The 26,375-nt window shown below is 33.4% G+C and carries 16 protein-coding genes; 13 read left to right on the top strand and 3 right to left on the bottom strand.

Annotation, left to right across the window (positions count from 1 at the left end):
• Window positions 1-15 precede the first annotated feature (15 nt).
• Together DM444_RS03690 and DM444_RS03695 are read left to right on the top strand one after the other, a co-directional pair.
• Window positions 16-2,463 carry a beta-glucosidase gene (locus DM444_RS03690; protein ID WP_111284102.1) on the top strand — a complete coding sequence of 816 codons (2,448 nt, stop codon included), beginning with the start codon at window positions 16-18 and terminating at the stop codon, window positions 2,461-2,463.
• Window positions 2,464-2,539: 76 nt separating this feature from the next.
• Complete coding sequence (locus tag DM444_RS03695) at window positions 2,540-3,958, top strand: sugar MFS transporter (RefSeq protein WP_111284104.1); 1,419 nt, start codon at window positions 2,540-2,542, stop codon at window positions 3,956-3,958.
• Window positions 3,959-4,184: 226 nt separating this feature from the next.
• Here DM444_RS03695 and DM444_RS03700 read toward each other — a convergent pair whose 3' ends face one another.
• Window positions 4,185-8,255: a hybrid sensor histidine kinase/response regulator transcription factor gene (locus tag DM444_RS03700; RefSeq protein WP_111284106.1), complete on the bottom strand. Its 4,071-nt coding sequence runs from the start codon at window positions 8,253-8,255 to the stop codon at window positions 4,185-4,187.
• Between the two features lie 759 nt (window positions 8,256-9,014).
• Between DM444_RS03700 and DM444_RS03705 the strand changes: the two genes are divergently transcribed.
• From DM444_RS03705 to DM444_RS03730, 6 genes are all read left to right on the top strand, one after another.
• Window positions 9,015-11,957, top strand: a complete 2,943-nt coding sequence (locus DM444_RS03705; protein ID WP_111284108.1) for a SusC/RagA family TonB-linked outer membrane protein — start codon at window positions 9,015-9,017, stop codon at window positions 11,955-11,957.
• A gap of 10 nt (window positions 11,958-11,967) precedes the next feature.
• Entirely contained in the window at window positions 11,968-13,575 is a 1,608-nt protein-coding gene (locus tag DM444_RS03710; protein WP_111284224.1) for a RagB/SusD family nutrient uptake outer membrane protein, read from the top strand.
• A gap of 26 nt (window positions 13,576-13,601) precedes the next feature.
• Entirely contained in the window at window positions 13,602-14,669 is a 1,068-nt protein-coding gene (locus DM444_RS03715) for a SusE domain-containing protein (protein WP_111284110.1), read from the top strand.
• Between the two features lie 108 nt (window positions 14,670-14,777).
• Window positions 14,778-15,875 carry a glycoside hydrolase family 53 protein gene (locus DM444_RS03720; RefSeq protein WP_111284112.1) on the top strand — a complete coding sequence of 366 codons (1,098 nt, stop codon included), beginning with the start codon at window positions 14,778-14,780 and terminating at the stop codon, window positions 15,873-15,875.
• Window positions 15,876-15,878: 3 nt separating this feature from the next.
• The gene (locus tag DM444_RS03725; protein WP_239455573.1) at window positions 15,879-16,910 is read left to right on the top strand and encodes a glycoside hydrolase family 53 protein; all 1,032 of its coding nucleotides are present in this window, start codon (window positions 15,879-15,881) and stop codon (window positions 16,908-16,910) included.
• 87 nt (window positions 16,911-16,997) lie between these two features.
• Window positions 16,998-19,436, top strand: a complete 2,439-nt coding sequence (locus DM444_RS03730; protein ID WP_111284114.1) for a DUF4982 domain-containing protein — start codon at window positions 16,998-17,000, stop codon at window positions 19,434-19,436.
• Between the two features lie 183 nt (window positions 19,437-19,619).
• Here DM444_RS03730 and lepB read toward each other — a convergent pair whose 3' ends face one another.
• Window positions 19,620-21,230, bottom strand: coding sequence for a signal peptidase I (gene lepB, locus DM444_RS03735; protein WP_111284116.1), 1,611 nt, complete (start codon window positions 21,228-21,230; stop codon window positions 19,620-19,622).
• Between the two features lie 247 nt (window positions 21,231-21,477).
• Between lepB and DM444_RS03740 the strand changes: the two genes are divergently transcribed.
• The 5 genes from DM444_RS03740 (at window position 21,478) to DM444_RS03760 (ending at window position 25,424) form a co-directional block, all read left to right on the top strand.
• Window positions 21,478-22,575: a sensor histidine kinase gene (locus DM444_RS03740; RefSeq protein WP_111284118.1), complete on the top strand. Its 1,098-nt coding sequence runs from the start codon at window positions 21,478-21,480 to the stop codon at window positions 22,573-22,575.
• Window positions 22,572-23,264: a LytR/AlgR family response regulator transcription factor gene (locus tag DM444_RS03745; protein ID WP_111284120.1), complete on the top strand. Its 693-nt coding sequence runs from the start codon at window positions 22,572-22,574 to the stop codon at window positions 23,262-23,264. Before DM444_RS03740 ends, DM444_RS03745 begins: the two co-directional genes overlap by 4 nt.
• Before the next feature lie 163 nt (window positions 23,265-23,427).
• Complete coding sequence (locus DM444_RS03750; protein WP_111284228.1) at window positions 23,428-24,192, top strand: dioxygenase family protein; 765 nt, start codon at window positions 23,428-23,430, stop codon at window positions 24,190-24,192.
• A gap of 20 nt (window positions 24,193-24,212) precedes the next feature.
• Entirely contained in the window at window positions 24,213-24,917 is a 705-nt protein-coding gene (locus DM444_RS03755) for a pirin family protein (protein WP_111284122.1), read from the top strand.
• Between the two features lie 3 nt (window positions 24,918-24,920).
• The gene (locus DM444_RS03760) at window positions 24,921-25,424 is read left to right on the top strand and encodes a hypothetical protein (protein WP_111284124.1); all 504 of its coding nucleotides are present in this window, start codon (window positions 24,921-24,923) and stop codon (window positions 25,422-25,424) included.
• 109 nt (window positions 25,425-25,533) lie between these two features.
• Here the strand turns inward: DM444_RS03760 and DM444_RS03765 are convergent, their stop codons facing one another.
• On the bottom strand, window positions 25,534-26,313 hold the full coding sequence (locus DM444_RS03765) for a bestrophin-like domain (protein ID WP_111284126.1): 780 nt from the start codon (window positions 26,311-26,313) through the stop codon (window positions 25,534-25,536).
• Between the last annotated feature and the right edge of the window lie 62 nt (window positions 26,314-26,375).

The raw sequence follows: 26,375 nt of genomic DNA on the forward strand, positions 1-26,375 counted from the left end.
TAAAAACTATATATTATGAAACATAAAGTTACAAAAACAGTGAGAGTAACGCTTTTAACGGCGCTTGTACTTTCGAGCTTGTCTTTTAACAAGTTACCTGATAACGAAAAAGATCCTGTAATTACGATCAACGGATTTAGTTTTGTTGATTCGAATAAAAACGGAAAATTAGATTCGTGGGAAGATACACGTCTTTCTGTAAATCAGAGAATTGATGCTATCATCAAAGAAATGACCAATGCAGAAAAAGTAGAATTGTTAATTGGAACAGGAATGCCAGGAATTGAAGTACTGACAGGTCCAGTCGGAGATTCGAAACAAGGTTTGGTACCAGGAGCAGCGGGAGGAACAGCAGCTTTTGAAAGATTCGGAATTCCTGCAACAGTTGTAGCCGATGGTCCTGCGGGATTAAGAATCGCGCCAACAAGAGAAAACGATTCTAAAACCTATTATGCAACAGCATTTCCTGTTGGAACGGCTTTGGCTTCGACTTGGAATAAAGCGCTTTTGGAAGAAGTGGGAAAAGCAATAGGAAATGAAGTTAAAGAATATGGTGTTGATGTTTTATTAGCGCCAGCATTAAACATTCAAAGAAATCCATTAAACGGAAGAAATTTCGAATATTATTCTGAAGATCCTTTAGTTTCTGGAAAAACTGCTGCAGCAATCGTAAACGGAATCCAGTCGCAAGGTGTTGGAACTTCGATCAAACACTTTGCTGTAAATAACGAAGAAACCAATCGTTTGACTGTAAATGCTCATGTTTCTGAAAGAGCAATTAGAGAATTATATTTGAAAGGTTTTGAAATTACCGTTAAAGAATCTGATCCTTGGACGATTATGTCTTCTTACAATAAATTGAACGGGATTTATACTTCAGCAAATAAAGATTTATTGACAGAAGTTTTAAGAAATGAATGGGGTTATAAAGGAATTGTAATGACAGATTGGTTTGGTGGTTTCCCAGGTTTTGAATCGATCCAAAAAGGTTCAAATTCTGATGTTGTACAACAAATGATTGCGGGAAATGATCTTTTGATGCCTGGAATTCCAGTTCAGAAAAAAGCGATGTTAGAAGCTTTAAATTCGGGAAAATTATCTCAGGAAGTTGCGAATACAAATGTGAGAAGAATTTTAGAATATATTTTCCGCACGCCGACTTTCGCAAAATACAAATATAGCGACAAACCAAACTTAGCTCAAAATGCTGCAGTAACTAGAAAAGCGGCGGCTGAAGGAATGGTTTTGCTTAAAAATGAAAAAAACGCATTGCCTTTCGCTGATAAGCAAAAAGAAGTTTCTTTATTTGGTGTGACTTCATACGCTTGGATTACAGGCGGAACAGGATCTGGAAGTGTAAATAACAAACACACAGTTTCTCTTTTAGAAGGTTTGAATGCTGCGGGGTATAAACTAGATAAAGAATTGGTTGATTTGTACACGCCTCACGCTGAGAGAGAAGTTGTTTTTGAAAAAGAAAGAAGAAAAGCAAGAGGTATTTTGGCTTTGCCAGAAAGACTTCCAGAATTAAAAATGGATGATGCATTCATTGCTAAAAAAGCAGAAAGTTCTGAAATTGCTTTTGTAACTTTAGGAAGAAATTCTGGAGAAGGCGGAGACAGAGTAGTAGACAACGATTTTAACATGGCAAATGAAGAAATCGAAATGCTGGATAAAATTTCAAAAGCTTTTCATGCAAAAGGTAAAAAAGTAGTCGTAATTTTAAATATTGGAGGTGTAATTGAAACAGCTTCTTGGAAAGATAAAGTAGATGCCATTTTATTAGCTTGGCAGCCAGGTCAGGAGGGAGGACATTCTGTTGCGGATGTAGTTTCAGGAAAAATCAATCCATCTGGAAAATTGACTATGACTTTCCCAACGAAATATGCTGATACGCCTTCAGCTAAAAACTTTCCAGGATTTCCAATTGATAATCCGACAGAAGTAACTTATGAAGAAGGAGTTTATGTTGGATACCGTTATTTCAATACTTTCAACATTAAACCATCTTACGAATTCGGTTTTGGAAGTTCTTACACCACATTTGAATATTCGGGTATAAAATTAAGCTCTCCAACTTTCAAAGATAAATTGACGGTTTTTGTAACAGTTAAAAATATAGGGAAAGTGGCTGGAAAAGAAGTAGTTCAATTATATCTTTCGGCACCTTCAAAATCAATAGATAAACCGAAAGAAGAATTAAAAGCTTTCGCTAAAACAAAAGAGTTGAAACCAGGTGAGAGCCAGACATTGACGTTGACTTTAGCTCCGAAAGATTTGGCTTCTTTCTTAGAAAATAAAAGTGCATGGGTTGCCGAAGCAGGGGATTATAAAGTACTTGTTGGGGCTTCTTCTTTAAATATTAAACAAACTGCTTCCTTTTCAGTTTCAAAGGAAATTACAGTTGAAAAAGTGAAGAAATCTTTTGAATTAGATTCAAAGTTTACTGAACTTAAACCTTAAAATTTAGTTAGTTATTCCTGAAAACCGTCTTGATTTTTTTCGAGGCGGTTTTCTCGATTTATATATTTTGTTAGTTATGAATACCAAAAACACCTCTAATCAAGCGGTTCCAAATTATACTTTACCGCTTATTACAATAACATTACTATTTTTCATGTGGGGATTTATTACCTGTATGAACGATATTTTGATTCCTTATTTAAAGAAATTATTTGATCTTACTTTTGTAGAATCAATGCTGGTTCAATTCTGTTTTTTCGGCGCTTATTTTCTGGGATCGTTGACTTATTTTATATTTTCTTACTATAAAGGTGATCCAATTAATAAAGTGGGATATAAAAAAGGAATTCTTTCTGGAATTCTTCTTTCTGCTTTAGGCTGTATTTTATTTTATCCAGCGGCTACTTTTTCGGCATATGGTTTATTTCTGGGTGCTTTATTCGTTCTCGGATTAGGATTTACTATTTTACAGATTACTGCAAATGCTTATGTTTCTTTGCTTGGATCAGAAGAAAGCGCTTCAGGACGATTAAATATGACACAGGCTTTTAATGCTTTTGGAACTACTATTGCTCCCGTACTTGGCGGTTTTCTGATATTTGGCTCAGGAAATGATCATAATATTACAGCTGAGGCGACACGTATTCCATATCTGGTTTTCGCAGGAATTTTAATTTTGGTAGCAGTTTTAATTTATAATGTTAAATTACCATCTTTTCAAACCGAAGAAACAGAACATGGAGGATTAGGAGCTTTGAAATTTCTGCATCTGAGATTAGGAATTTTAGGAATCTTCTGTTACGTTGGAGGAGAAGTTGCAGTAGGAAGTTTTATTATCAGTTTTCTAGAATTGGATAACATTGGAGGTTTAACTGAAGCTGTGAGTAAAAATTATCTTGCGATGTATTGGGGCGGCGCCATGATTGGACGTTTTTTAGGAGCTATTTCATTAAATCAGAGTATAAATGCTTCTAAAAAAGCCTTATATATGATAATTACTGCTGGATCGGTTTTCGCACTGATTTATTCTATTGTAAATCTTACTTTTGGTCAGATGAGTTTTTTTATTGTCTTTTTGGTTTTGAACTTTTTTGCTTTTATGATTGGAAAATCAGCACCAGCAAGAACGTTGGCAATATTTGCTTCTATAAATATTGTTTTGTTGCTTTTAAGCATTTTCACTTCTGGGAAGATTGCGATGTACAGTATATTAGGAATCGGTATTTTCAATTCGATTATGTTTTCTAATATCTATACTTTGAGTATTGCAGGACTGGGAAAATACACAAGTCAAGGTTCGTCTCTTTTAGTTATGGCAATTTTAGGAGGAGCTTTGATACCTTTAATTCAAGGTGTACTTGCTGATTCTGCTTTTGGAGTGCAGAAATCATTTATTGTTCCTGTATTCTGCTATTTATATATTCTTTGTTTCGGAGTGTATTGTGCAAAAAATATGAAGTTTGTTGTACATACCAAAAATGTTTCTGGGCACTAATTTTTTTGATTCTCATTCTTCAATTAAGAAATCTCAATTAGTAAACTTTTTATCTTATTTGAAAAACTTATATCCACTTTGCGCCTTGAACTTCAGGTGCAAGTGGATATACTTTTAAAAAATGGAAAGATCCTTTATTTATAAGTTTGTCAAATGCCGTTTTAAAATGATCTTCTGGAAATACATTCTTATACAATATTTACTAAGAAGCTTTTTAAAAAATTAGTTACACACTATTTCTTTTCTGAATAATACTCAATTCCTTATTAAAAGAATTTCTATATTTTTTTATATACTCTGAAGGTTTCATTCCAAACAGTTTTACGAACTGCTGACGGAAATAACGCTGATCCTCTATGCCAACCTGAGGACCAACTTGTGCAATGTTGATGTTTTCAGTAAGCATAATTACTGCAGCCCTACGGATTCTGATAGATCTAATAAATACATTTACAGTTTGTCCTGAAATTGCTTTAATCTTTTTGTAAAGGCTTGAATGGCTCATTCCCATTGCAGCAGAAAAACTCTTTAGGTTAAATTCGCTGTTTTCAAGATTGGCTTCGACAATTTCGATACACTTATCAAGAAATTCTTTGTATTCAAGAGGTACTTTATTCACATTTTCACGAAGTGTAATACTATCCAAGAAATACTTGCGCAATTGCCCTCTGTTTCTAAGAACAGAATCAACTCGCGCCAGAAGTATATCACTATCAAAAGGTTTGGTAACATAATCATCGGCGCCCTCTATAATACTTTGTAAGTGAATGTTATTACTAGTTGTAGCCGTGAGAAGTATTACCGTTATATGACTCAAATCATCATTTTGTTTGATTTTTTTGCATAAATCTAAACCATTCATGCCTTCCATAGAAATGTCACTAAGAATAACATCAGGCATATGTTTTTCTACAAGCTTTAATCCATCGAGACCATTGAAAGCGGAATAAACGATATAGTTTTTAGAAAAAAGCTGCACAAGGTAATGATTCATTTCAGGATTGTCTTCAACAATCAGCAATACTTTTTTCGAGCTAATTAGTTCTTCCTGTAGAGTTTCTGGATGTGATGGCTGGATACTTTTTTCATTTGTAGTTTGATTTGCTACAGGCATTCCTTCAAGAAGTTCACCCACAATTGGAGACATTTGCTGATGATTTTCGTTTATGCTCATTTCTGCAAAATGACTATTTCCTTTTAAAAGTGTTACAATAAACGAAGTTCCCTCTCCAACTTTACTTTTACAAATTAATTCACCATGATGTTTATTCGTAAAATATTTAGCAATATAAAGACCTATTCCAAATCCGTTACTGGTTTTAGTTTGAATTTGCTTGAATTTTTCAAAAATCGTATCAATATCATTTTCATCAATACCGCTTCCAGTATCAGATATAATTATTGAAACATCAGTAATATTCTCAATTATCTCAATAGTTATTGATCCTCCATTTGGAGTAAATTTAAAAGCATTTGAGATTAAATTGAAAAGAGTAATTTCTATTTTTTCATAATCGCCATATATTTCTGTCGGCGCTTTTTCTTCAATAAACTGATATTTCAGACTTTTAGCTACTGCCATTTGTGTAAAACTTTCGTAGATTTCTCTGCAAAGAACATTTAAATTGATCTTTGAAATTTTGAGTTCATCAAGGTCAGTTTCTGCTTTTCTAAACAATAGTAATTGATCTGTAAGACTCAATAATCGTTTAGCATTTTTGTAGGCGAGATTTAGATCAAGATCATCTTCGGAATGTTTTTTTCTTTCAATTACACTTTTTAGAGGATTTATAATTAAGGATAGCGGAGTACGCAATTCATGAGCCATATAAGTAAACATAGAAAACTGCTTCTCGGCATGTTCCTTGTCTTTTGTATGTTCCATTCGGGCAAGTTTTATTTCATAGCGGAGCCTTTCTTTGTTTTTATGATAACCTACGTATGCATAAATAGCACTAATCGCGCCCATTAAATAAAAGATATAGGCCCACCATGTTCTGTACCACGGCGGAAGAATTTTTACAGTTGCCAGCGCCACTTCATTATTCCAATTTCCGAAAATATCGGTTGTCTTAACTTTAAAAACATAAGTTCCTTCGGTCAGTCTAGAATAATTTGCTCTATTATTTTTTGAAGTATAATTCCAGTTTTTGTCCCAACCATCAAGAAAGTATGCAGTGTTGATTTTTTCAGAATTGACATAATCAAGATACACAAAATCAAAACTTAAAGCCGATTTTTCGTAAGGAAGTTCAGCACTGCTGATCATTTCTAGCTTTTTTTCTGTTATGTAAGGGCTGTCTAACTTTAAAGATTGATTGTTCACAAGCAAATCATTCAATAAAAATTTGCCTGTATTTTTTTTATCTTTAATACTGTCAGGATGAAAAACATTGAATCCGTTTATACCTCCAAAAATAAATTCTCCTGTAGACAGTTTCGTACCTGCATTCCAGCTAAACTGATTGCTTTGGACACCATCGGTGACGCCAAAATTTCTAAATCTATTATTTCTGGGACTAAATCTTGAGATTCCATGATAAGTACTCATCCATAAATTTCCTTCTTTGTCTTCTAATAAACGAAGTATTGTATTGCTAGGAAGTCCGTTTTGAGTGGTGTATTTTTTATAAGTTCCTGTTTTTCTATCAAATAAAAGAAGACCGCCTTCGACTGTACCAATCCAAAGATTCTTATTTTGATCTTCAGTGATGCATCTAACAGTATATTCAGAATGATATTTTTTTATCTTTTTTGTTTTTGGTTCTATCTCAAAAAAAGAATTGAATGTTCCTCCCCAGATTTTTCCGTCTTTGGTCTCATATAGGCAGGTAACATCTCGTAAAGTATTACTGTAGCAGGTAAATTTATTTTGTTTTCTATCAAATTGATATAGAGCGCCAGAGTTTGTTATGGCAAGCCACAGCGTATTTTTTGAATCTAAAAAAAGAAGCCATGATTCCTGTTCCGCTTTTTTAGTAAATTGATTGTAAATTGAAAAATTTTGAATTGCCTTTGATTTTGGATCGATGCGGCACACTCCGCCTTTCCACATAGCGACCCAAATGGCATTATCAGAATCTCTGACAATACTTGTAACAAAATCACTTTGAATTTTTCTGCCAGCAGCCGATGTTGTTGAGTAAACATCATAAGTGTTTTGTTTTCTATTCCAATAGCGCATTCCAGCACCATCTGTGCCTATCCAGATATTTTTCTTTTCATCTTCACAAAAAGAAAGCATAAAGTTTGCCGCAGGATCTTCGTCTTCTTTATGAGTTAGTGGGTTCTTACTTTTAAAATGATTAAAATAGAGCGGTTTTTCCCCCATCATACTTACGCCTCCACGAAGGGTTCCAAACCACATTTCTCCAGTTTTGCTTTCAAATATATCGTATAAGGATTTACTATTAAGCAATGGAAGTGGGCCACTTGCTCGATATAAAACAGGAACAATTTGATTTTTTGTTATGGTGAAAATACCAGCTCCATCAGTGGCAATCCAGAGTCTGTTTTTTTGCTGAAAGAAATCGCGCACAACTGTTTTTTCAAGAAAGTAATTTTTAGAATAAGTATTTAAACTTTCATTATATAAATAAGCACCTTCGTCAGAACCAATCCAAAGTCCTTCATTTGTAAATTTAATGCAATTTGCACCCGTAATTGTATTGTTGAGAAGCGTCAGTTTTTTTGATTTAATATCGTATCTACAAAGCCCAATATCAGTTATAAAAACATAGAAGATTTGTTTTTTCTCATTGTAAGCTATTGATCTTGCGATGTAATTTAATTTTCCTTTGAATGGTATTGCAGTTCCAATTTTTTCGCCCTCTTTATAAAGTACAATTGCTTCTTTTGTGGCAACAAGAATAATATGAAGAGAATGTACAGCAATTATTTCGTAAGCAGTAACATTTAAAGTTTTGACTTTGTTGTTGGTATCATAATATTTTAGCGGACTGAAAGAAGACCGTTCAGCATTAAAAATGACTGGTCCTGCAGTTGTTCCTATCCATAAATTATTTTCAAAATCACCTTCAATACAGCTTATAGCATTTCCTTGAATAGAATTTGGATCGGTATGGATATGGCGATAAATTTTAAAATCATTTCCATCATATCGATTAAGTCCGTCAAAAGTTCCAAACCACATATATCCGTTTTGATCCTGATATATTGATGCAACAGAATTATTAGAAAGTCCTGAAGAAATATCAAGATGCTTTATTGGGTAATTCTGCCCAAACACACTTATAGAAAGAAGACTAATAAAAAGAAAAGACTTTAGCTTATTCATTGATTTTTTTTAAAAGCTTGTTACTGTTTGGTACAAGACACCGCGATCATAAAATCGGATTTGATTTTTATATTGATATATGTTAAATCAGTATAATTTACGAAAATAATGATTTATTGTAAAGCGTGTAAAAATAACATTTGTTTTTTGGATTAATTGTTACTGTGATTTAATGTTTTTTGTTAAACATTTAGAATACTGCAATTTTTTGAAGTATATGTTTCTAAAATTTATCAGTTAAAAACTACAGTCTAGTTGATTGTTAAAAACATTGTTATAGAAGGGAAATATTTCTTTTATCGTTTTTTTTAGAGTGAAAAAATGAATAATATGTTTTTATTGGGTGTTATATGCATGCTTTTACGAAATTGTCCCCTTTTATAAATGAATTTTTCCCTGTCTTAAAAACTTCCTGTAGCCTTAATTTGCAGTATGAGTTGATAAGCTATATCGTTTGAACAAAGTTGCTTTGTTTTTTTCTTTAAAGCATATCAATGAATGTAACCTAACTAATTATCTTAACCAAAAAAAACTAACATGACCAACACTCCAATTAAAATTTACGGTAGTAAACCTTCCTTCATTCTAGAAAAATAGAATAGCTTATTTGACAAGCAGATTGTAATCTTTTAGAGATATTTCTATAAAAACATTATTTAAATGCAAATGGAGAATATTTCCTTAAAGGTTATATTTCTGCAATGATTTCGTAATCAAACAAATTAACCAAACTAACTTAAAACCAAACTAATTAAAAGTATGAAAAGAATTAAAACCAAATTTTTACTTTTATTACTCTTACTTCCTTTTTGTGTCTTTGCTCAGAGCACAATAAGTGGTATTGTCTTGGAAAAGGATTCCAAGCAGCCCATACCAGGAGTAAACATTAAAGTGGTAGGTGCAAATATTAGCGCCTCTACTGATTTTGACGGAAAATTTCAATTAACTGGAGTAAAATCAAATAGTCAAATTGCATTTTCCTATACGGGTTATACCAGCCAGACGATTCCAGTTGGCACACAAAAAAACATTACTGTATATCTTGAAGAAGATACCAACCAGCTGAAAGAAGTAGTCGTTCAAGTAGGATACGGAATCGTTAAAAAGAAAGATGCTACAGGATCTGTTACAGCACTTTCTACAAAAGACTTTAACAAAGGAAATAATGTTACGACAGAAAGTCTGTTTAACGGAAGAGTAGCTGGTTTAACAGTAAATTCAACTGGCGCTCCAGGTTCTAGTTCTCAAATTAGAATTAGAGGAGGAAGTTCGCTTTTCGCAAGTAACGACCCTCTTATTGTCATTGACGGATTACCTCTTGATAATACTACAAATACAGGATCTTCTTCTTTTTTAGCGTCGTTAAATCCTGCGACTGTTGAGTCGATAACGGTTTTAAAAGATGCTTCAGCCTCTGCGATATATGGTTCTAGAGCTTCAAATGGTGTAATTATTATAACTACTAAAAAAGGGAGTAAAACATTATCAGTAGATTATAATGTGCAATATGCCGCAGGTTCGCTGACTAAAACGGTTGATGTTTTTAGTGCAGATGAATTTAGAAGTGTTATTGCAGACAGAAGAAGCGATGATCTAAATAAACTTGGAACTGCAAATACAGACTGGCAAAAAGCAATTTACAGAAACACTGGTACGATAGATCAAAGTTTAGCTGTGAGAGGAAATCTATTCAATATTATTCCAACAAGTTTAACTCTTGGAAATACAGATCAGCAGGGATTGCGCTTGACCAATACTTTTAAAAGAAATACGGTTGGTTTAGTAATGAATCCAACGTTTCTTGACAATCATTTAAAACTTAGACTTTCTGCTAATTATACAAACGAAAAAAACAGATTTACAGATGCTGTTGAAGGAGCAGCTATAGGTTTTGATCCGACGCAACCAATAAAAGTTGAAGGTGCACCTTATGGAGGTTATTTTGAATATACTACAGGGATTGATGCCAACGGAAATTATCCGTTAGTTTCAACGGCTGCAAGAAACCCTGTTTCGCAATTAGTAAATACAAATGATAGAGGTACGAATGATCGAATTTTTGGAAATTTTGAAATAGATTATAAATTTCATTTTTTACCTGCTTTAAGAGCTGTTGTAAATGTTGGTTTTGATGAATCGGATGGAGATAGAAGAAGATTAGTTGGTGCCGATGCTGGTTCTGCGCCATCAAACAACAACATTCCGTATGGAACAGATGAATACACAGAAGCAACTAGAAAAAATAAATTATTAGATACTTATTTAGTTTATAACAAAACTTTTAATGCATTAAATTTTGAATTGACTGGTGGTTATTCGTATCAAAAATTTCAAAGTTCAAGATTTGAGACTGGTAATATTCTAAACCCAGATTTGCCATCAACATTTCCTGAAACGACTCTAGATACAGATGTTGTTTTGATAGGATTCTTTGCCAGAACAAATTTGAACTTTAGAGACAAATATTTATTAACGCTATCTTACAGAAGAGATGGTTCTTCAAGATTTGAAGAAGATAATCGTTGGGGGAATTTCCCTTCTGTAGCTTTTGGATGGAAAATCAAAGAAGATTTCTTTAAAGAAAGCACTGTCTTATCAGACTTAAAATTAAGATTAAGTTATGGAATTACAGGACAGCAGGATATTCCTGAGCCAAACGGATACTTGCAAAAATATCAAGTGGGTGGTGGAAACTCTGAGTATTATTTTGGAGATAGTCCAATTCCAGTTGCACTTCCTTCAAAAAGAACAAACGATTTGAAATGGGAAGAAACTACTTCATACAATGCAGGTCTTGATTTCGGATTTTTAGATAATCGCTTAACTGCTGGACTTGATGTTTATTATAAAGAATCTAAAGATTTGTTAGTAAATGCAGCAATATCTGATGGAAGTAATTTTTCGAACCGTGTTTATCAAAATGTGGGAAGCTTTACCACAAAAGGGATCGAGTTTACGATTAATGCGAATGCAATTAAAACAGAAAATTTTAATTGGAATATGAATTTTAATATATCCAAGTTCGAAAGAAGAATCAAAAATCTAGTTGGAGGAACTGATATCTATTTAGGAGACAATATTGCAGGAACAGGAACTCCTGGACAAATTTTTAGAGAAGGCTATACTCCTTATTCTTTCTATGTATACAAACAGTTATATAATAGTGAAGGAAAAACAATCGAAGGAGCTTTTGCAGATTTAAATGGTGATAATATTAAAAATGATTCAGATAAATACATTTATAATAATCCAGATCCAGATTTTACATTAGGGTTTGCTTCTAATATGAATTATAAAAAGTTTGACTTTTCATTTAATTTAAGAGCAAGTATTGGCAACCGAATTTTTAATGCCGTAGACGCAAGTAGAGCGCAATATGATGCTATGGAAAATGGTGGAGTTTTAAGTAATATTCCATCTCAGGTATTAGATACTAATTTCCAGACTACTTCAAATGTTGTATTATCAGATCTTTATATTGAAAATGCTTCGTTTTTAAAATTAGACAACATTACGCTAGGATATACTTTAAATAATTGGGTAAACAGTAAAGCCTCGTTAAGAGTATCAACTGGAGTTCAGAATGTTTTTGTACTTACAAAATACAGTGGTTTAGATCCTGAAATCACAAATAACGGTGTAGACAAAACGATTTATCCAAGACAGCGATCAATCTTATTTGGTCTTAATCTTAAATTTTAATAGCGAAATCATGAAAAAATATATAGTAACAGCAATAGTTGCATTGACTTTGGTTTTTCAGTCGTGTACAGATGATTTAAATGTAGTTTCGGAAGATGATGACGTTCTTTCTTCGGATGTATTATTTTCTACACCTGAAGGATACCAGAAAGCATTTGCCGGAGTGTACGGAAACTTAACTTTAACAGGAGTGCTTGGTCCAGATAATTCTTCGCTTGAAGGTGTAGATGCTGGTACAAGCCAGTTTACAAGATGTTTGTTATACATGCAGGAATTAACTACCGACGAATTGGTTTGGAGTTATGAAAATGACGCAGGGACAGCAGAATTACAGCGTAATATCTGGACTGCTGCAAATCCTATTATTTTAGGAATGTTTAGTAGAACAATGGTTTCTGTTGCTTATGCAAATGAGTTTTTGCGTCAGAGCACACCAGAAAAATTAAGTTCAAGAGGTATTACAGACGCAGCATTTTTGACAGATATCGCTCTTTACCGTCAAGAAGTTCGTGTTTTAAGAGCGTATGCTTATTATAATATGATGGATTTATTTGGAAAAGCGCCAATGTATACGGAGAACGATCCTTTAAATTTTGCGGGACCTGAGTTTAACAGAAAGCAGCTATTTGATTATGTGGAATCAGAATTAAAGGCAGTTTTACCTGATTTAAAAGCACCAAGAACAAATGAATACGGAAGAGTAGATCAATCTATGGCGCGTATGATTTTGGCTAAAATATATTTGAATGCACAAGTTTATATTCAGGAAGATCGTTTTGATGACTGTGTTGCAATGTGTAACGAAATCATTGCTGGCGGTTATACTTTGAAACCGAAATATCTTGACAATTTTAAGGCTGATAATAATACTTCTGAAGAAATCATATTTGGAATCCAATCGGATGGAGCAGTTTCTCAAAACTGGGGAGCAACAACTGTTTTAACAAACGGACAGATTGGTGCTTGGGAAAATAATGGTGCTGATTTTGGAATTGGAGGTTGGACAGGAGCACTTAGAATTAGAAAAGAATTTGTTCAAAAGTTTGATGGAACAAAATTCAGCCAAGACACTAGAAATACGATAGGCAAAGGTGTTCAGGGCGATCCGTCAAAACAAAGATCTATTGATATCGATGATATTGGTGTAAAAACACAAGGTTATATTTTATCTAAATTTTCTAATAAAACTTCAACAGGAGTTAACGGCAGCAGTTCGACTTATGCAGATACTGATTTCCCATTATTCAGATTGGCAGATGTATATTTGATGTATGCAGAAGCTACTTTAAGAGGCGGAAACGGAACAACAGCTCAAGCTTTAGATTATGTAAATGCATTAAGACAAAGAGCCAATTCTAATTCAACTGTTGGAAACATAGCTTTAAGTGAATTAACGCTTGATTTTCTTATTGATGAAAGAGCCCGCGAATTACACTGGGAAGCACACCGAAGACAAGATTTAATCCGTTTTGGTAAATATACTGGAGGATCTTATAACTGGGCATGGAAAGGAAATTCTTCAAAAGGAATTGCTATTCCTACTTACATGAGTATTTTTCCAATTCCAGAAGGATCATTGGGAGCAAATAGAAATTTAACTCAAAACACGGGTTACTAATTTTTTTAACTTAAACGATATACAAAATGAAACTTATATATAAAATATTTATAGCTGTAGTATTGCTTACAGGATTCTGGTCTTGTGAAAACGAAGAAAATTTAATGATTTTAGAACCTCAGGAAGCTGCTTTTACTCTTATAACTCCAGAGAATGGTTCTTCAGTTATTTTAAATAAAGAAATACCAAACAATACAGCTCTGACTTTAACTTGGGAAAAAGTTAGTTACGGGACTCCAACAATTGTTACCTATACAGTACAATTTGCAGCTAGCAATACTGAATTTGCTGCACCGGTAGATATTACAACTGCCACAACCACGCATGCAACTATTTCGGTAGCAGAACTTAATGCAAAAGCTTTGTCTCTTGGACTTGCGCCTGATGTTGAAGGAACAATTGATATCAGAATTAAATCGACGGTTGGAACAACGCTTTCAGAACCAAAATTATCTACGCCAATTACCATTACAGTAACTCCGTTTAGAGGTGAATTCCCTAAAGTTGATTTGTTTTTAGTAGGACCTGGTACATCTGCAGGATGGAGTGTAGATAACAACAATATGCCAATTTTTAGAGATACTAAAGAAAATGCAAAACAATATTATACAGGATATTTTAATGCAGATGGATTTAAACTAATCGAGCAAATTGGTTTTTGGGCTCCAATGTACGGAACAAATGGTGCCGCAGTACAATACAGAGCAACAGAAAGCGATTCTGATCCAGGTGTTTTCCCAACGACAGCTGCAGGTTATTATAGTTTTGAAATAAATCTTGAAGAATTAACCTATAAAATTACACCATATACAGGACCAATGACAACGTATGCTACGATTGGTTTGACTGGATCTGTATTAACAGGTGATGATACTGGTTGGAATACTGAAGTTCCTTTAGTAAAATCTGATTTTGATGGACATATCTGGAAAGTTACTCAAACTTTAAAAGCTGGAAAAATGAAATTCAAAGCAAACAATAGTTGGGATGTTAACTGGGGCGATAATGGTGGAGATATTATTGTTGAGGCTGGAAAATATGATATCTGGTTCAATGACTTAGATGGCCGTTACATGTTCATAACAGTTCCGTAATTGAATTAAAAAATAAGAAGAAGCCTCTCTAAGCTTTTTGAGGCTTCTTCTTTACATTAAAAAGAACTTACTTTTTAAATTCAAAATTTCTTAATTACAATTCATATCATGAAAAAATATATAAAAATTCTTGGGTTATTAGCTATAACTGCAATTCAGTTTTCGTGCTCAAGCAATGATTCAACAGATACAGAAACGGTTGCTCCACCAGATGCGAGTGATACTTTTATCAGAGCCTCAGATGTTTCTTTTCTTCCTCAAATGGAGTCTTTGGGAACTAAATTTTACAGCAACGGCAAAGCCGAAGGAATGCTTACAACGCTAAAAAATGCTGGCTGTAATACAGTTAGAATTCGTTTATGGAAAAATCCTGTAAATGGACGTTCTGGTTTAAGTGAAGTAAAACAGTTAGCTCAAAAAGTAAGACAAGCGGGTTTAAGAGTTTGGCTTACCGTTCATTATTCTGATGATTGGGCTGATCCAGGAATACAGACTACTCCAGAAGAATGGAAAAATTTATCTTTTTCGGAGTTAAAAAAAGCAGTTTCAGATTATACAGCAACAATAATTTCAGAAATCAATCCAGATATTATTCAAATTGGAAATGAAATCAATAGCGGATTATTGTGGCCACAAGGGCATTTAATTAATAACGAAGAACAATGTTTAGCTTTATTAAGTGCCGCAAGTGCAACAGTTCGAAGTAAAGCTCCAAATGCAAAAATAATGATTCATTATGCAGGTGTTGATGGTGGCGCGACAGATTGGTTCTTCAACAAAATGAAAAATGTTGATTACGATTATATCGGACTGTCTTATTATCCGGTTTGGCATGGTAAAGATTTAGAAGTAGTAAAAAATACTATTAATGCTTTAGGAAGTAAATTCAGTAAAAAAGTCTTGATCGCAGAAACGGCTTATCCATTTACTTTATTACATAATGACCAAACGAATAATATTGTAGGGACAAATGATCAGCTAGTGCCTGGATATCCGGCAACTCCAGCGGGACAGAGAACTTTTGTAATGGATATTAAAAATATAGTAAAAACATCAGAATTCGGACAAGGATTTGCGTATTGGGGAGGTGAATGGGTTGCTTTCAAAGGGCCACAATCAACAAGCGGTTCTACATTCGAAAATCAAGCTTTATACAGTTTTGATAACAATGCGTTATCAGTAATGCAAGCCTTCAGTAAAGACTAAAACATGAAAAAATTACTTAAAAATGTTTCCTTATTAATGCTAATTGCCATTTTTTTTGCTTCATGTAAATCTCAAATGGCAACTGAAAAATATTCATTTTCTAAAGGAGCAGATGTAGGCTGGTTACCGCAAATGGAGGCGACTGGCTATAAATTTTACGATACAGACGGTTCTGAGAAAGACTGTCTTCAATTACTAAAAGATCGTGGAATAAATACCATCAGATTACGTGTTTGGGTAAATCCAAATGATGATAAAGCCAGCGGACATTGCAGTCCCGAAGAAACTGTTGTTATGGCAGTTCGAGCACAAAAAATGGGAATGCGAATCATGATCAATTTTCATTACAGCGATTCTTGGGCAGATCCTGCAAAGCAGAATAAACCTGCAGCATGGGCAAAACACTCTTTTCCAGAATTGTTAACTGATGTTTACAACCATACTTATGATGTTCTGAAGCTGTTAAAAAAAGCAGGAGTAACTCCAGAATGGGTTCAAGTTGGAAATGAAATTCCGGGCGGAATGCTTTGGCCAGAAGGAAGCACAGACAACTTTAATCAACTGGCTCAATTGCTTAATAAAGGATATGAGGCGACAAAAGCTATAGATTCAAAAATCAAAGTTATTGTTCATTTGGATGAAGGAAATAAAAACGAAAAATTCAGATGGTTTTTTGATAAAGCAACTGAAAATAAAGTGAAGTATGATATAATTGGTCTTTCGTATTATCCTTTTTGGTTAAAAACAGATTATAAAGAAAACATTTCAGATTTAGAAAATAATCTGAAAGATATGGCTTCTCGATACAACAAAGAAGTTATGGTCGTTGAAGTTGGTGGTGATTATACGTTAGAGCAAAACACAAAAGAAATGCTTGAAGCTACTATAAAAGCAGTAAAAAGTGTGCCTAACAATAAAGGTTTGGGAGTTATTTATTGGGAACCAGAAGGCGAGAAAAGCTGGAGCGGTTATCAGTTAAATGCTTGGCTTCCTGACGGAAAACCGTCACCAGCATTAGATGCTTTCAAAAATTAAATAATCAATTAAATTCTACCATTTAAGAAATCAAGAAAGTTCAGTTTAGACACTTGATTTCTTAATGGCAAGAAAACAAAGAGTAAAATGAAACTAATTTTTAAATCGATATCATTCTTATTTCTAGTGATTTTTTCGTCTGGAAAAGTTATGTCACAATCAAAAACGGTTATTTTAAAAGATAACTGGCTCTTTTCTAAAGAAGTGAAAGGAGATGCTTTTTCAGTAGATTTTGATGCTTCAAAATGGGAAAAAGTTAGTGTTCCTCATGATTGGGCTATTTATGGACCTTTTGATAAAGAATGGGATAAACAGGTTTCCGCAATTGAACAAAACGGAGAAACAGTTCCAACTGAAAAAACAGGACGTACTGGAGCACTTCCACATATTGGCACAGGATGGTATCGAAATATATTTACAATCCCAGAGTTTAAAAAAGGGAAAAAAGCACTTCTTATTTTTGAAGGTGCAATGAGTGAACCTCAGGTTTTTTTAAATGGAAAAAAAATAGGAGAATGGGGGTATGGATACAGCTATTTTTATATTGATATTACAAATGATCTTTTGGTTGGAAAAGAAAATGTATTGGCAGTAAAATTGACCAATAAGCCATTTTCTTCAAGATGGTATCCAGGAGCAGGTCTTTATAGAAAAGTAAGCATTGTGTTGAATGAAGAAGAAAATTTTGCACAATGGGGTACTTTTATTACTACGCCTGAAATGAAAGGCAATAATGCTAATGTTGACATTAAAGCGGAGTTTAATGGAAACAACGTATCAATGGTAACTGAAATAAAGGATGCTAGTAATAATATAGTAGCGACACAAAAAAGTACAGAAGGAACACAGGGAAAATTTCATCAAATAATTGAAGTTGCTAATTCTCATTTATGGAGTCCAGAAACACCTTATCTCTATACAGCAGTAACCAAATTATATGCAGCTGATGGAACTTTAAAAGACGAACAAAATATAAAGTTTGGTATCCGATTTATTAAATACGAACCCAAAACAGGATTTAGTCTTAATGGAAAAGTAACCAAATTCAAAGGAGTTTGCCTTCATCATGATTTGGGACCACTTGGTGCGGCTGTAAATAAAGCAGCTCTTCGCAGACAGCTAACAATTTTAAAAGATTTGGGCTGTAATGCGATTAGAAGTTCTCATAATATGCCCTCTTTTGAACAGCTTGAATTGGCTGACGAAATGGGATTTATGTTTCTTGCAGAAAGTTTTGATGAATGGGCAAAGCCAAAAGTACAAAACGGTTATCATCGCTTTTTTGAAGAATATGCAGAAAAAGACATTGTGAATTTAGTAAGAGCCACACGCAATCATCCTTGTATTGTAATGTGGAGTTCCGGAAATGAAGTTCCGGATCAATGGGGAGCTGAAGGGGTAAAACGTGCCAGATGGCTGCAGGACATTTTTCACCGTGAAGATCCTACAAGACCCGTGACTGTTGGTATGGATCAGGTAAAAGCAACTATGGAATCTGGCTTTGGAGCTTTGCTCGATATTCCGGGATTAAATTATAGAGTGCATCTTTATGAAGAAGCGTATAAAACATTTCCACAAGGATTTATATTAGGTTCAGAAACAGCTTCAACAGTGAGTTCAAGAGGGATTTATAAATTTCCTGTTGTGCAGGCAAAGAATAAACAATATGATGATTTTCAGAGTTCGTCGTACGATCTTGAAGCATGCGACTGGTCCAATGTTCCTGACGAAGATTTTGTACTTCAAGACGATAAACCGTGGGTTATTGGAGAATTTGTATGGACTGGTTTTGATTATTTAGGAGAACCTACGCCTTATGATGAAAAGTGGCCATCTAGAAGTTCTTACTTTGGAATTTCAGATTTAGCAGGACTTCCTAAAGACCGATTTTATCTTTATAGAAGCAGATGGAATACTAAGGACAAAACGCTTCATATACTGCCACATTGGAATTGGAAGGGAAGAGAAGGGGAAATTACTCCTGTTTTCGTTTACACGAATTATGACAGCGCAGAGCTTTTCGTAAATGGAAAAAGTATGGGAGTTCAGAAAAAAAATAATTCAACTCCACAAAATCGCTATCGTTTAATGTGGAATGATGTAAAGTATGAGCCAGGAACTGTAAAAGTTGTTGCATTTGATTCAAATGGAAAAATAGCTGCTGAAAATGAAGTTAAAACAGCCGGAGATCCTTATAAAATTGTTCTAGAAGCAGATCGAAAAACCATTAAAGCGGATGGTGAAGATATCTCTTTTGTAACGGTTTCAGTAGTTGATAAAAATGGAATTCCGTGTCCTATGGCAGATAATGAACTTCAATTTAAAGTAACTGGAGCAGGAACTTACAGAGCAGCATGTAATGGCGATGCGACATCATTAGTAATATTTCACCAAAATAAAATGAAGCTTTTTAGTGGTAAACTTGTGGTTCTAGTTAAAGCAATTCAAACTGCAGGCGCAATTCAACTGGAAGTAACAGGTAAAGGACTTCAAAAAGGTAAAATAAATTTAAAAGCAGAACATTGATGATTAGGCAACTATAAATTTTGAGTTTTTAGAATGTTAGTAATTTCGATGTTGAGGGAGAGTTTAAATAAAAAAACTCTCCCTTACTTTTTACTCGAACCATCAAAAGAGAATACGAGATATTTATCAAATAGAGAAATTGCCTTTTTTTTGATATTAAAAAGGGAATAACTCAGATATTACTTAAACCTTATTTTGTTTTCTTTTTTTAATTATTTTTTTGCCAATAATATAAAGCCCAATGATGGCTAGAAAATGAAATAAATAGGATTTTGGTTCGCTGTTTCCAACTACAGAAAAAATACGATTCCATCTCAGTTTATTTAATCCTTTGCCATCTTTTTCCCAGCTGAACCATATAAATACTGGTTTCCCAATTACATGATCAAAAGGAACATATCCCCAAAATCTAGCATCTAATGAGTTCTGGCGATTGTCACCCATCATCCAGTAATAATCCTGTTTAAAAGTGTATGAATTGCTGATTTTGCCATTGATCATAATTTTGTCTCCATTCACGATTAAGGTATTTTTCTCATATTCTTGAATGATTCTCTTATAAAAAGGCAGTGTTTTTAAATCCAATTTTACAGTTGCACCTTTTTTCGGAATGTAAATAGGTCCAAAATTGTCAATATTCCAGCCTAAAGAAGAAACATGAGGAAAAACATCACCGTCTACTCCCTTTGGAGTTAAATATTTTGTGACGCTTTTTAACATTGGATTCTTTGCGATCAAGGCAGCTTCTTTATCAGTCAGGGTTAAAAAATATTGTCCTTTATCAGTTTGGGCAAAAAAGCCGTTGTCGTACTTCATTCCTTCTCTGGCACCGTACATATTTACAAGAGCTTCTTGACCAATTGTTTGACCTTTTGTATCAACAAAAAAGTTATACTGTGGCTTCGCGCTTTCAGGCATTACGCTTAATTTTCCATTAATATAAATATCGCCATTACGAATTTCTAAAGAATCACCAGCTATACCAACACATCTCTTTACTAAATTTGTTTTCTTATCGATAGGCTTATAATAATTTCGATCAGGATGAAAATTATCCATATCACGTAATGTATCTGCTGGCTGATTAAATACAACAATATCGTTGCGTTCTATTTTTTCTATTGCAGGAAACCTAAAGTAAGGTAGCTGAAACTTGTTTAATAATGATGTTTCTTTTTTTGTCTCATCGTCATTAAATAAATACGATTTTCTATTTAAAACAGGAATTGTGTCATGAACCATTGGCAACGCAATGGTGGTCATGGGAGTTCTTGGACCATAATTAATTTTACTTACAAATAAAAAATCTCCAATATATAAGGTCTTTTCTAATGATGAAGACGGAATAGTAAAAGGCTGAATAATATAAGTATGAACTAGAGTAGCGACAATAATAGCAAATAAAAGAGAACTTACTGTATCAGCCCCTTTTGATTTAGAATTAAGATCTCTATTTTCAATGTATACAAGATTTTCTGAGGTATAATTTAAAAAAGTGATGTAGAGTCCTAATGTCAGAACAACTAGTATAGTATCAACTATCGAGTTTTTTCCAAAACTTCTAATTGTTTCTACCCAGACCACAGGAATCATTATAAGATTAATAATAGGTAAAAACAATAGAAAACACCACCATTGTGGGCGGTTGATAATTTTCATTAAAACAATTAAATTATAAATTGGAATAAATGATTCTATAGCCTTTCTGCCAGCTTTTAAATAGAGCTTCCAAGTAGATAGTCCATGAATAATTTGCATAATTAAAATGAAAATAAGCCATTCTGATAAATTCATATTTTGCGTTTTTTGATGTTTAAATGGAATAAGGATAAAAAATAAACAGGATCTTCAATTGAAATAATTAGTTATATGTAGTCTTTTTCTAAATATGTTACAAAGTAGTTAGGGAATAAATTATTTGGTTGAGTTAAGGTTAGAGGTGTTTAGAAGAATTTTATAATCGCGGGATTTTATGGTTTCACCTCATTAATTTGATTCTAACCAAGAGGATCGCTAAATTTGGAATAAATCCGTAAGATTTATGAAAAGGAAAATTTCGTTTTATGCGCTTCATCTGTGTTTGTGTTTGGCTTTTTTATTTCTGCCTTATGCATTTACATCATCAAAAACCATTTTTACATGGCCAGATTTGTACTCAAATGTACACGACCGAATCTATTTTTTTATTTATTTCAGTTTATTGTGTTTCTTCTATTTTAACTACTATTATTTAATTCCCAAATATTATTTTAAAAACAAGCGCTTACTTTATTTTATAATGATTGCTTGTTTTCTTTTATTTTTTCTTTGGATATCAAGATTTCTAGATCATCCGGATCATAATTTTTTAGATTTTAGACCTCATCCCAAAAGTTTTTCTGGTGATCCAAAACCATTTGAAGGAATAAAACCACCGCCAGATTTTCGAGGAATGCCTCCGCATCCAATGCCTCTTGATACAATGGGCGGGCCGCCAACACAATACGGACATACAGCGCTTGTGTATTTACTTGGGGTGATTTCAAGTTTGTTATTTGCAATTTCTGGAAGGCTGCAAAATGTAGAAAAAGAAAAAATGAAATCTGAACTTGCTTTTTTGAAAGCGCAGATTAATCCGCATTTTTTGTTTAACACACTTAACAGCATTTATGCGCTGGCTTTAAAGAAAGACGATAGAACTCCAGATGCTGTTATACAGCTTTCTGAACTTATGCGCTATATAATTTCAGAAGCTAATGAGGAAGTAATCGATTTAAGCAAAGAAATCAATTATATAAACAGTTTTATCTCACTCCAAAAAACGCGCTTGGGTAATACTGTCAAGGTTGATTATCAAGTTAGCGGAAAGCCATTTGGTAAATCCATAACTCCGCTTATTTTAATTTCATTTATTGAAAATGCTTTTAAGCACGGTGTAAATCCAGATCAAACTTCTGAGATTTGTATCCATATTGATATTTTAGAAGATATGCTTATGATGGAAGTATCTAATAAAAAAACATTTTCTGTCAAATCTGAAACTGGCATTGGTCTACAAAATACAATTGAAAGACTAACGTTATTATATCCAAACAGACACCAGCTGGAAATTGAAAATAGCGCTGATAAGTATATTGTAAAATTAAGTATCAAAGTATGATAAAAGCAATTGCATTAGATGATGAACCTCTCGCATTAGAAATTCTACAGAGTCTATGCGCAGAAATTGATTATATCGATTTGCAGAAAACATTTTCAAAATCTGAAGAGGCTTTTAAATACCTTAAAAAATACCCAGTTGACCTGTTATTTTTAGATATAAATATGCCTGCCATTTCAGGATTGGATTTTTATAAAAAAATGCCACATAAAACAATGGTGATTTTTACAACGGCGTATTCACAATATGCTGTTGAGGGATTTACATTAAGTGCTACAGATTATCTTTTAAAACCGATTTCTTTTTCTCGATTTCAGCAGGCTGCCGAGAAAGCTTTGCAGCAGTGGAAATATCAGAATCAGAATTTAGAACAGCAGCATCTTTTTATTCGTGCTGATTATAGTTTGGTTAAGATTCTTTTTTCGGATATTCTATACATCGAAGGTTTAGATGATTATCTTAAAATTCATATCCAAAATCAAAAAACGGTTGTGACGCGAATGACTTTGAAAACTATACTTCAAAAATTACCAGAAACCGAATTCGTTCGTGTGCACCGTTCCTTCATTGTTCCTGTTTCTAAAATAGAGAGAATAAGGAATAAAATCATTTATATAGATCAGGCAGAAATACCAATAAGCGCTAGTTTTGAAACTGCTTTTTTTGCTTTTTTAAGCAAAAAACAATAAATTTTTATTGAGCTAATTTTACTACAAAATATTTTTTCTTCTCGGTTTACCTCATAATTATTGCTGATTACCTCAAACTTTTTTCGCGATTATAATTTCAGATAATTTTACTTAAAAAATACTGTTCATCATTTAAATGATTCTAACAAAAAAACAAGTGAATATGAAAAGAAAAGATTTTTTAAGAGGTTTAGGTTTAGTAGGAATAGGTTCATTTGCTATTCCAATCCTAAATGCATGCAGTAAAGATGATGATTCTGAAAGCACATCAACAGACACCGATACTGATAGCGGTACAGCTAATGATACAGGATCTAATTCTGGTTCTACAGACTGCTCTGTAACTTCTTCTGAAACGGCTGGTCCATTTCCGACTATTACGCCGTCTTCTTTAGTAAAATCAGATATTATCATGGACAGAACGGGAGTTGCTTTTAAGATCAATATTACAATACAGAATACAAAAGCAAGTTGTGCCGCTTTAAAAGACGCTATTGTAGACATTTGGCACTGCGATAAAGATGGTTATTATTCTGAATATGGAGGAACTTCTATGCAGTCAGTTAACTACACTTCGTCGCATTTTTTAAGAGGAAGGCAAACTACAGATGAAAACGGATTAGTGACTTTCACCTCTATATTTCCAGGCTGGTATACAGGTCGTGCAACACATATTCATGTTCATATTTATAATTCTAGCGGAACTTCATTATTAGTAACTCAAATTGCATTTCCTGAAGGTTCTGGGAGTGCAGTTGCTCTGGTAAATGCATCAACAGCAAATGGATATACAAAAGGATTATCAGGTTACACATATAATGCTTCTGATAATGTTTTTTCTGATTCGGTTGCCAATGAATTAGCTGAAGTTACAGGAAGTGTTTCAGAAGGATTTGTTTTAAAACATACGATTAAAGTTGCGGCTTAAAAACGTTTAAGTTAATTAAGATGATTAAGCAGATTCCAACACAAATATATAAGTCAGAAGCGAGAGGAGTTTTTAAAACAGAAAACCATAATTGCTTCGCCACTTTTAATTTTGCAGATTATCAGGATTTGTCCAGAAAACCATTCGGAACATTACAAATTTTGAATGAAGAAATACTTGGTCCAAATCAGCGTATTAATGTAACTGTTAAGGAGAATACAAATGTTGTTATTTTGCCATTATTTGGAGGAGTAGAATATTCAGATAATCATCTTAAATCGGAATTTTTAAGGGTAGATCAGATTAAGTTAGTGAAAGTTTCAAGTGAAATGTCTTTTGAAATATTTAACCCTTATGAAAATGAAATCGTAAGTTATCTACAGATTGATTTTCTGCAAGATTTGCAATTTTATCAAAATCACTCTGAGCTTTCTGAAATCGATTTTACTTCTAGAAATAAAATGTTGCCTTTATTCGAAATCGGAAAAAATGCTGGTTTTATAGGTGTTTATGATGGGAGAAAGCATGGTTCTTATACTTTGAGAGATACTAAAAACGGTGTTTTTGTATTTGTGATTAACGGCGCTTTCGAAGTAGAAGACAGACTTTTAGAAGCTAAAGATGGTTTAAGTCTTAAAAAAGTAAGTGCAATAGAATGGGAAGCTCTTTCTGAAAATGCTGTTTTGCTGGTTTTTGAAGTTATTTTAAAACAAATTGGAATATAACACATGGAAATATCAAAAATAAGACTTGCATATCGTGTAATTATTGATAGTTCTTCTACAATATTATGGGATAAATATGTTTTTGAAGATACTTTTAAAGAATATAAAATGCAGAGCCAGCAGTTCAATTCTTCTGAAAATCCTAAAAATACTTTCAGGGAATTATTGTCTGAGAATGAAAAAGCTTCACAACTGCATTTTCTTGTCGGAATTGCTGCCGATGGATACGTTCAACAGTTAAAAGGTAATTTTCATAGAGTTTCGGATGTGTTAGGAAATCAGTATTTTCCGTTTATTAATTATAAACTGGACATCATTAACAGTGATATTACTGATCCTTTAAAGCACAAAATAGGAATTACATTTTATTCTCCGCTATTAACTTATTTTGGAATTATTGATGGAAATTATGTAGTATCTAAAAATACGGATAATACAAACGAATATGAGGTAATTATGTTTCCAACAAGGCAAAATCTGTCCATTTGTTTTATCCAAAAAGAATAGTATTTCTTCTTTTTTTCTGGAACAATTTTAGAATAAAATATAAACAAAGAATCTGTTGCGAAGAATAAACTGCAACAGATTCTTTTGTGTTTTTTAAGAACTTTAAAAGTTAATTAAAGTTTTTTTGAAGATCAATAATTGTCTGATTAGGAACATCAAGATTTACAAAACCTCTTCTAGGTCTGTCCAGATCGAGAGTAAAGAGAATTACAAGAGATACAAGAAGACAAAATCCGGTTTCAACTAACCAATCTACTTTTCCTTTTCTAGCGCTTGAATATCCGTTATAGAAAGCGGTAATAGCAGAAAGGAAAAATAACATTATCAGAATGCTTTGCGGAACTTTTGCTTTTTCTCCAGCAAGACGTGACGATGTAACATCGATCATCGTATTCAGAGCGGGAATCATCTGTTGTGTGGCTGCCAAGTTTTTAGGATCTTTAGACAGTTCCGCAGAACGCTTCCATAATCTGGATGAAATTACTTGAGAAAGACTGTCGGCTGCAAGTATCTTTTTTATATTTGGTCCTGCAGCATAATAGTCTATTCTTGCATCTACATATTCTTTAAAATCCTTACGAAGTAAAGTCCGAACAGAATCTGGGTAAAGGTCGCAGCGAAGTAGTGCGGTACCTATGTCATTGGCTTCTTCAACTACTATTTTTCTTCTCGAATCGTATCGCTCGCTACTCATTCCAAATGTAAAGGCAAGCAGAAAGAAGAGCAGGGCAGTTAGTGCAGAAGTTTCTGAAGTTTTTTCCTCAGAAGCTTTTTCGTTGCGTTTACGGCTTCCAATTGTCTTCCCAATAAAAATAGAAAAAAGCATTACGATAAAAAGCAGAAGAGCAATGAGCCAAGCTTCAGTTTGAAGTAGCATATTAGGTTCCATTATTATACTGTTTTAGTTAAACCAATTTTTATATAAAGATGGAAAAAAAATATGTACAGTAT

The sequence above is a fragment of the Flavobacterium ginsenosidimutans genome (assembly GCF_003254625.1).
Classification (GTDB): domain Bacteria; phylum Bacteroidota; class Bacteroidia; order Flavobacteriales; family Flavobacteriaceae; genus Flavobacterium; species Flavobacterium ginsenosidimutans.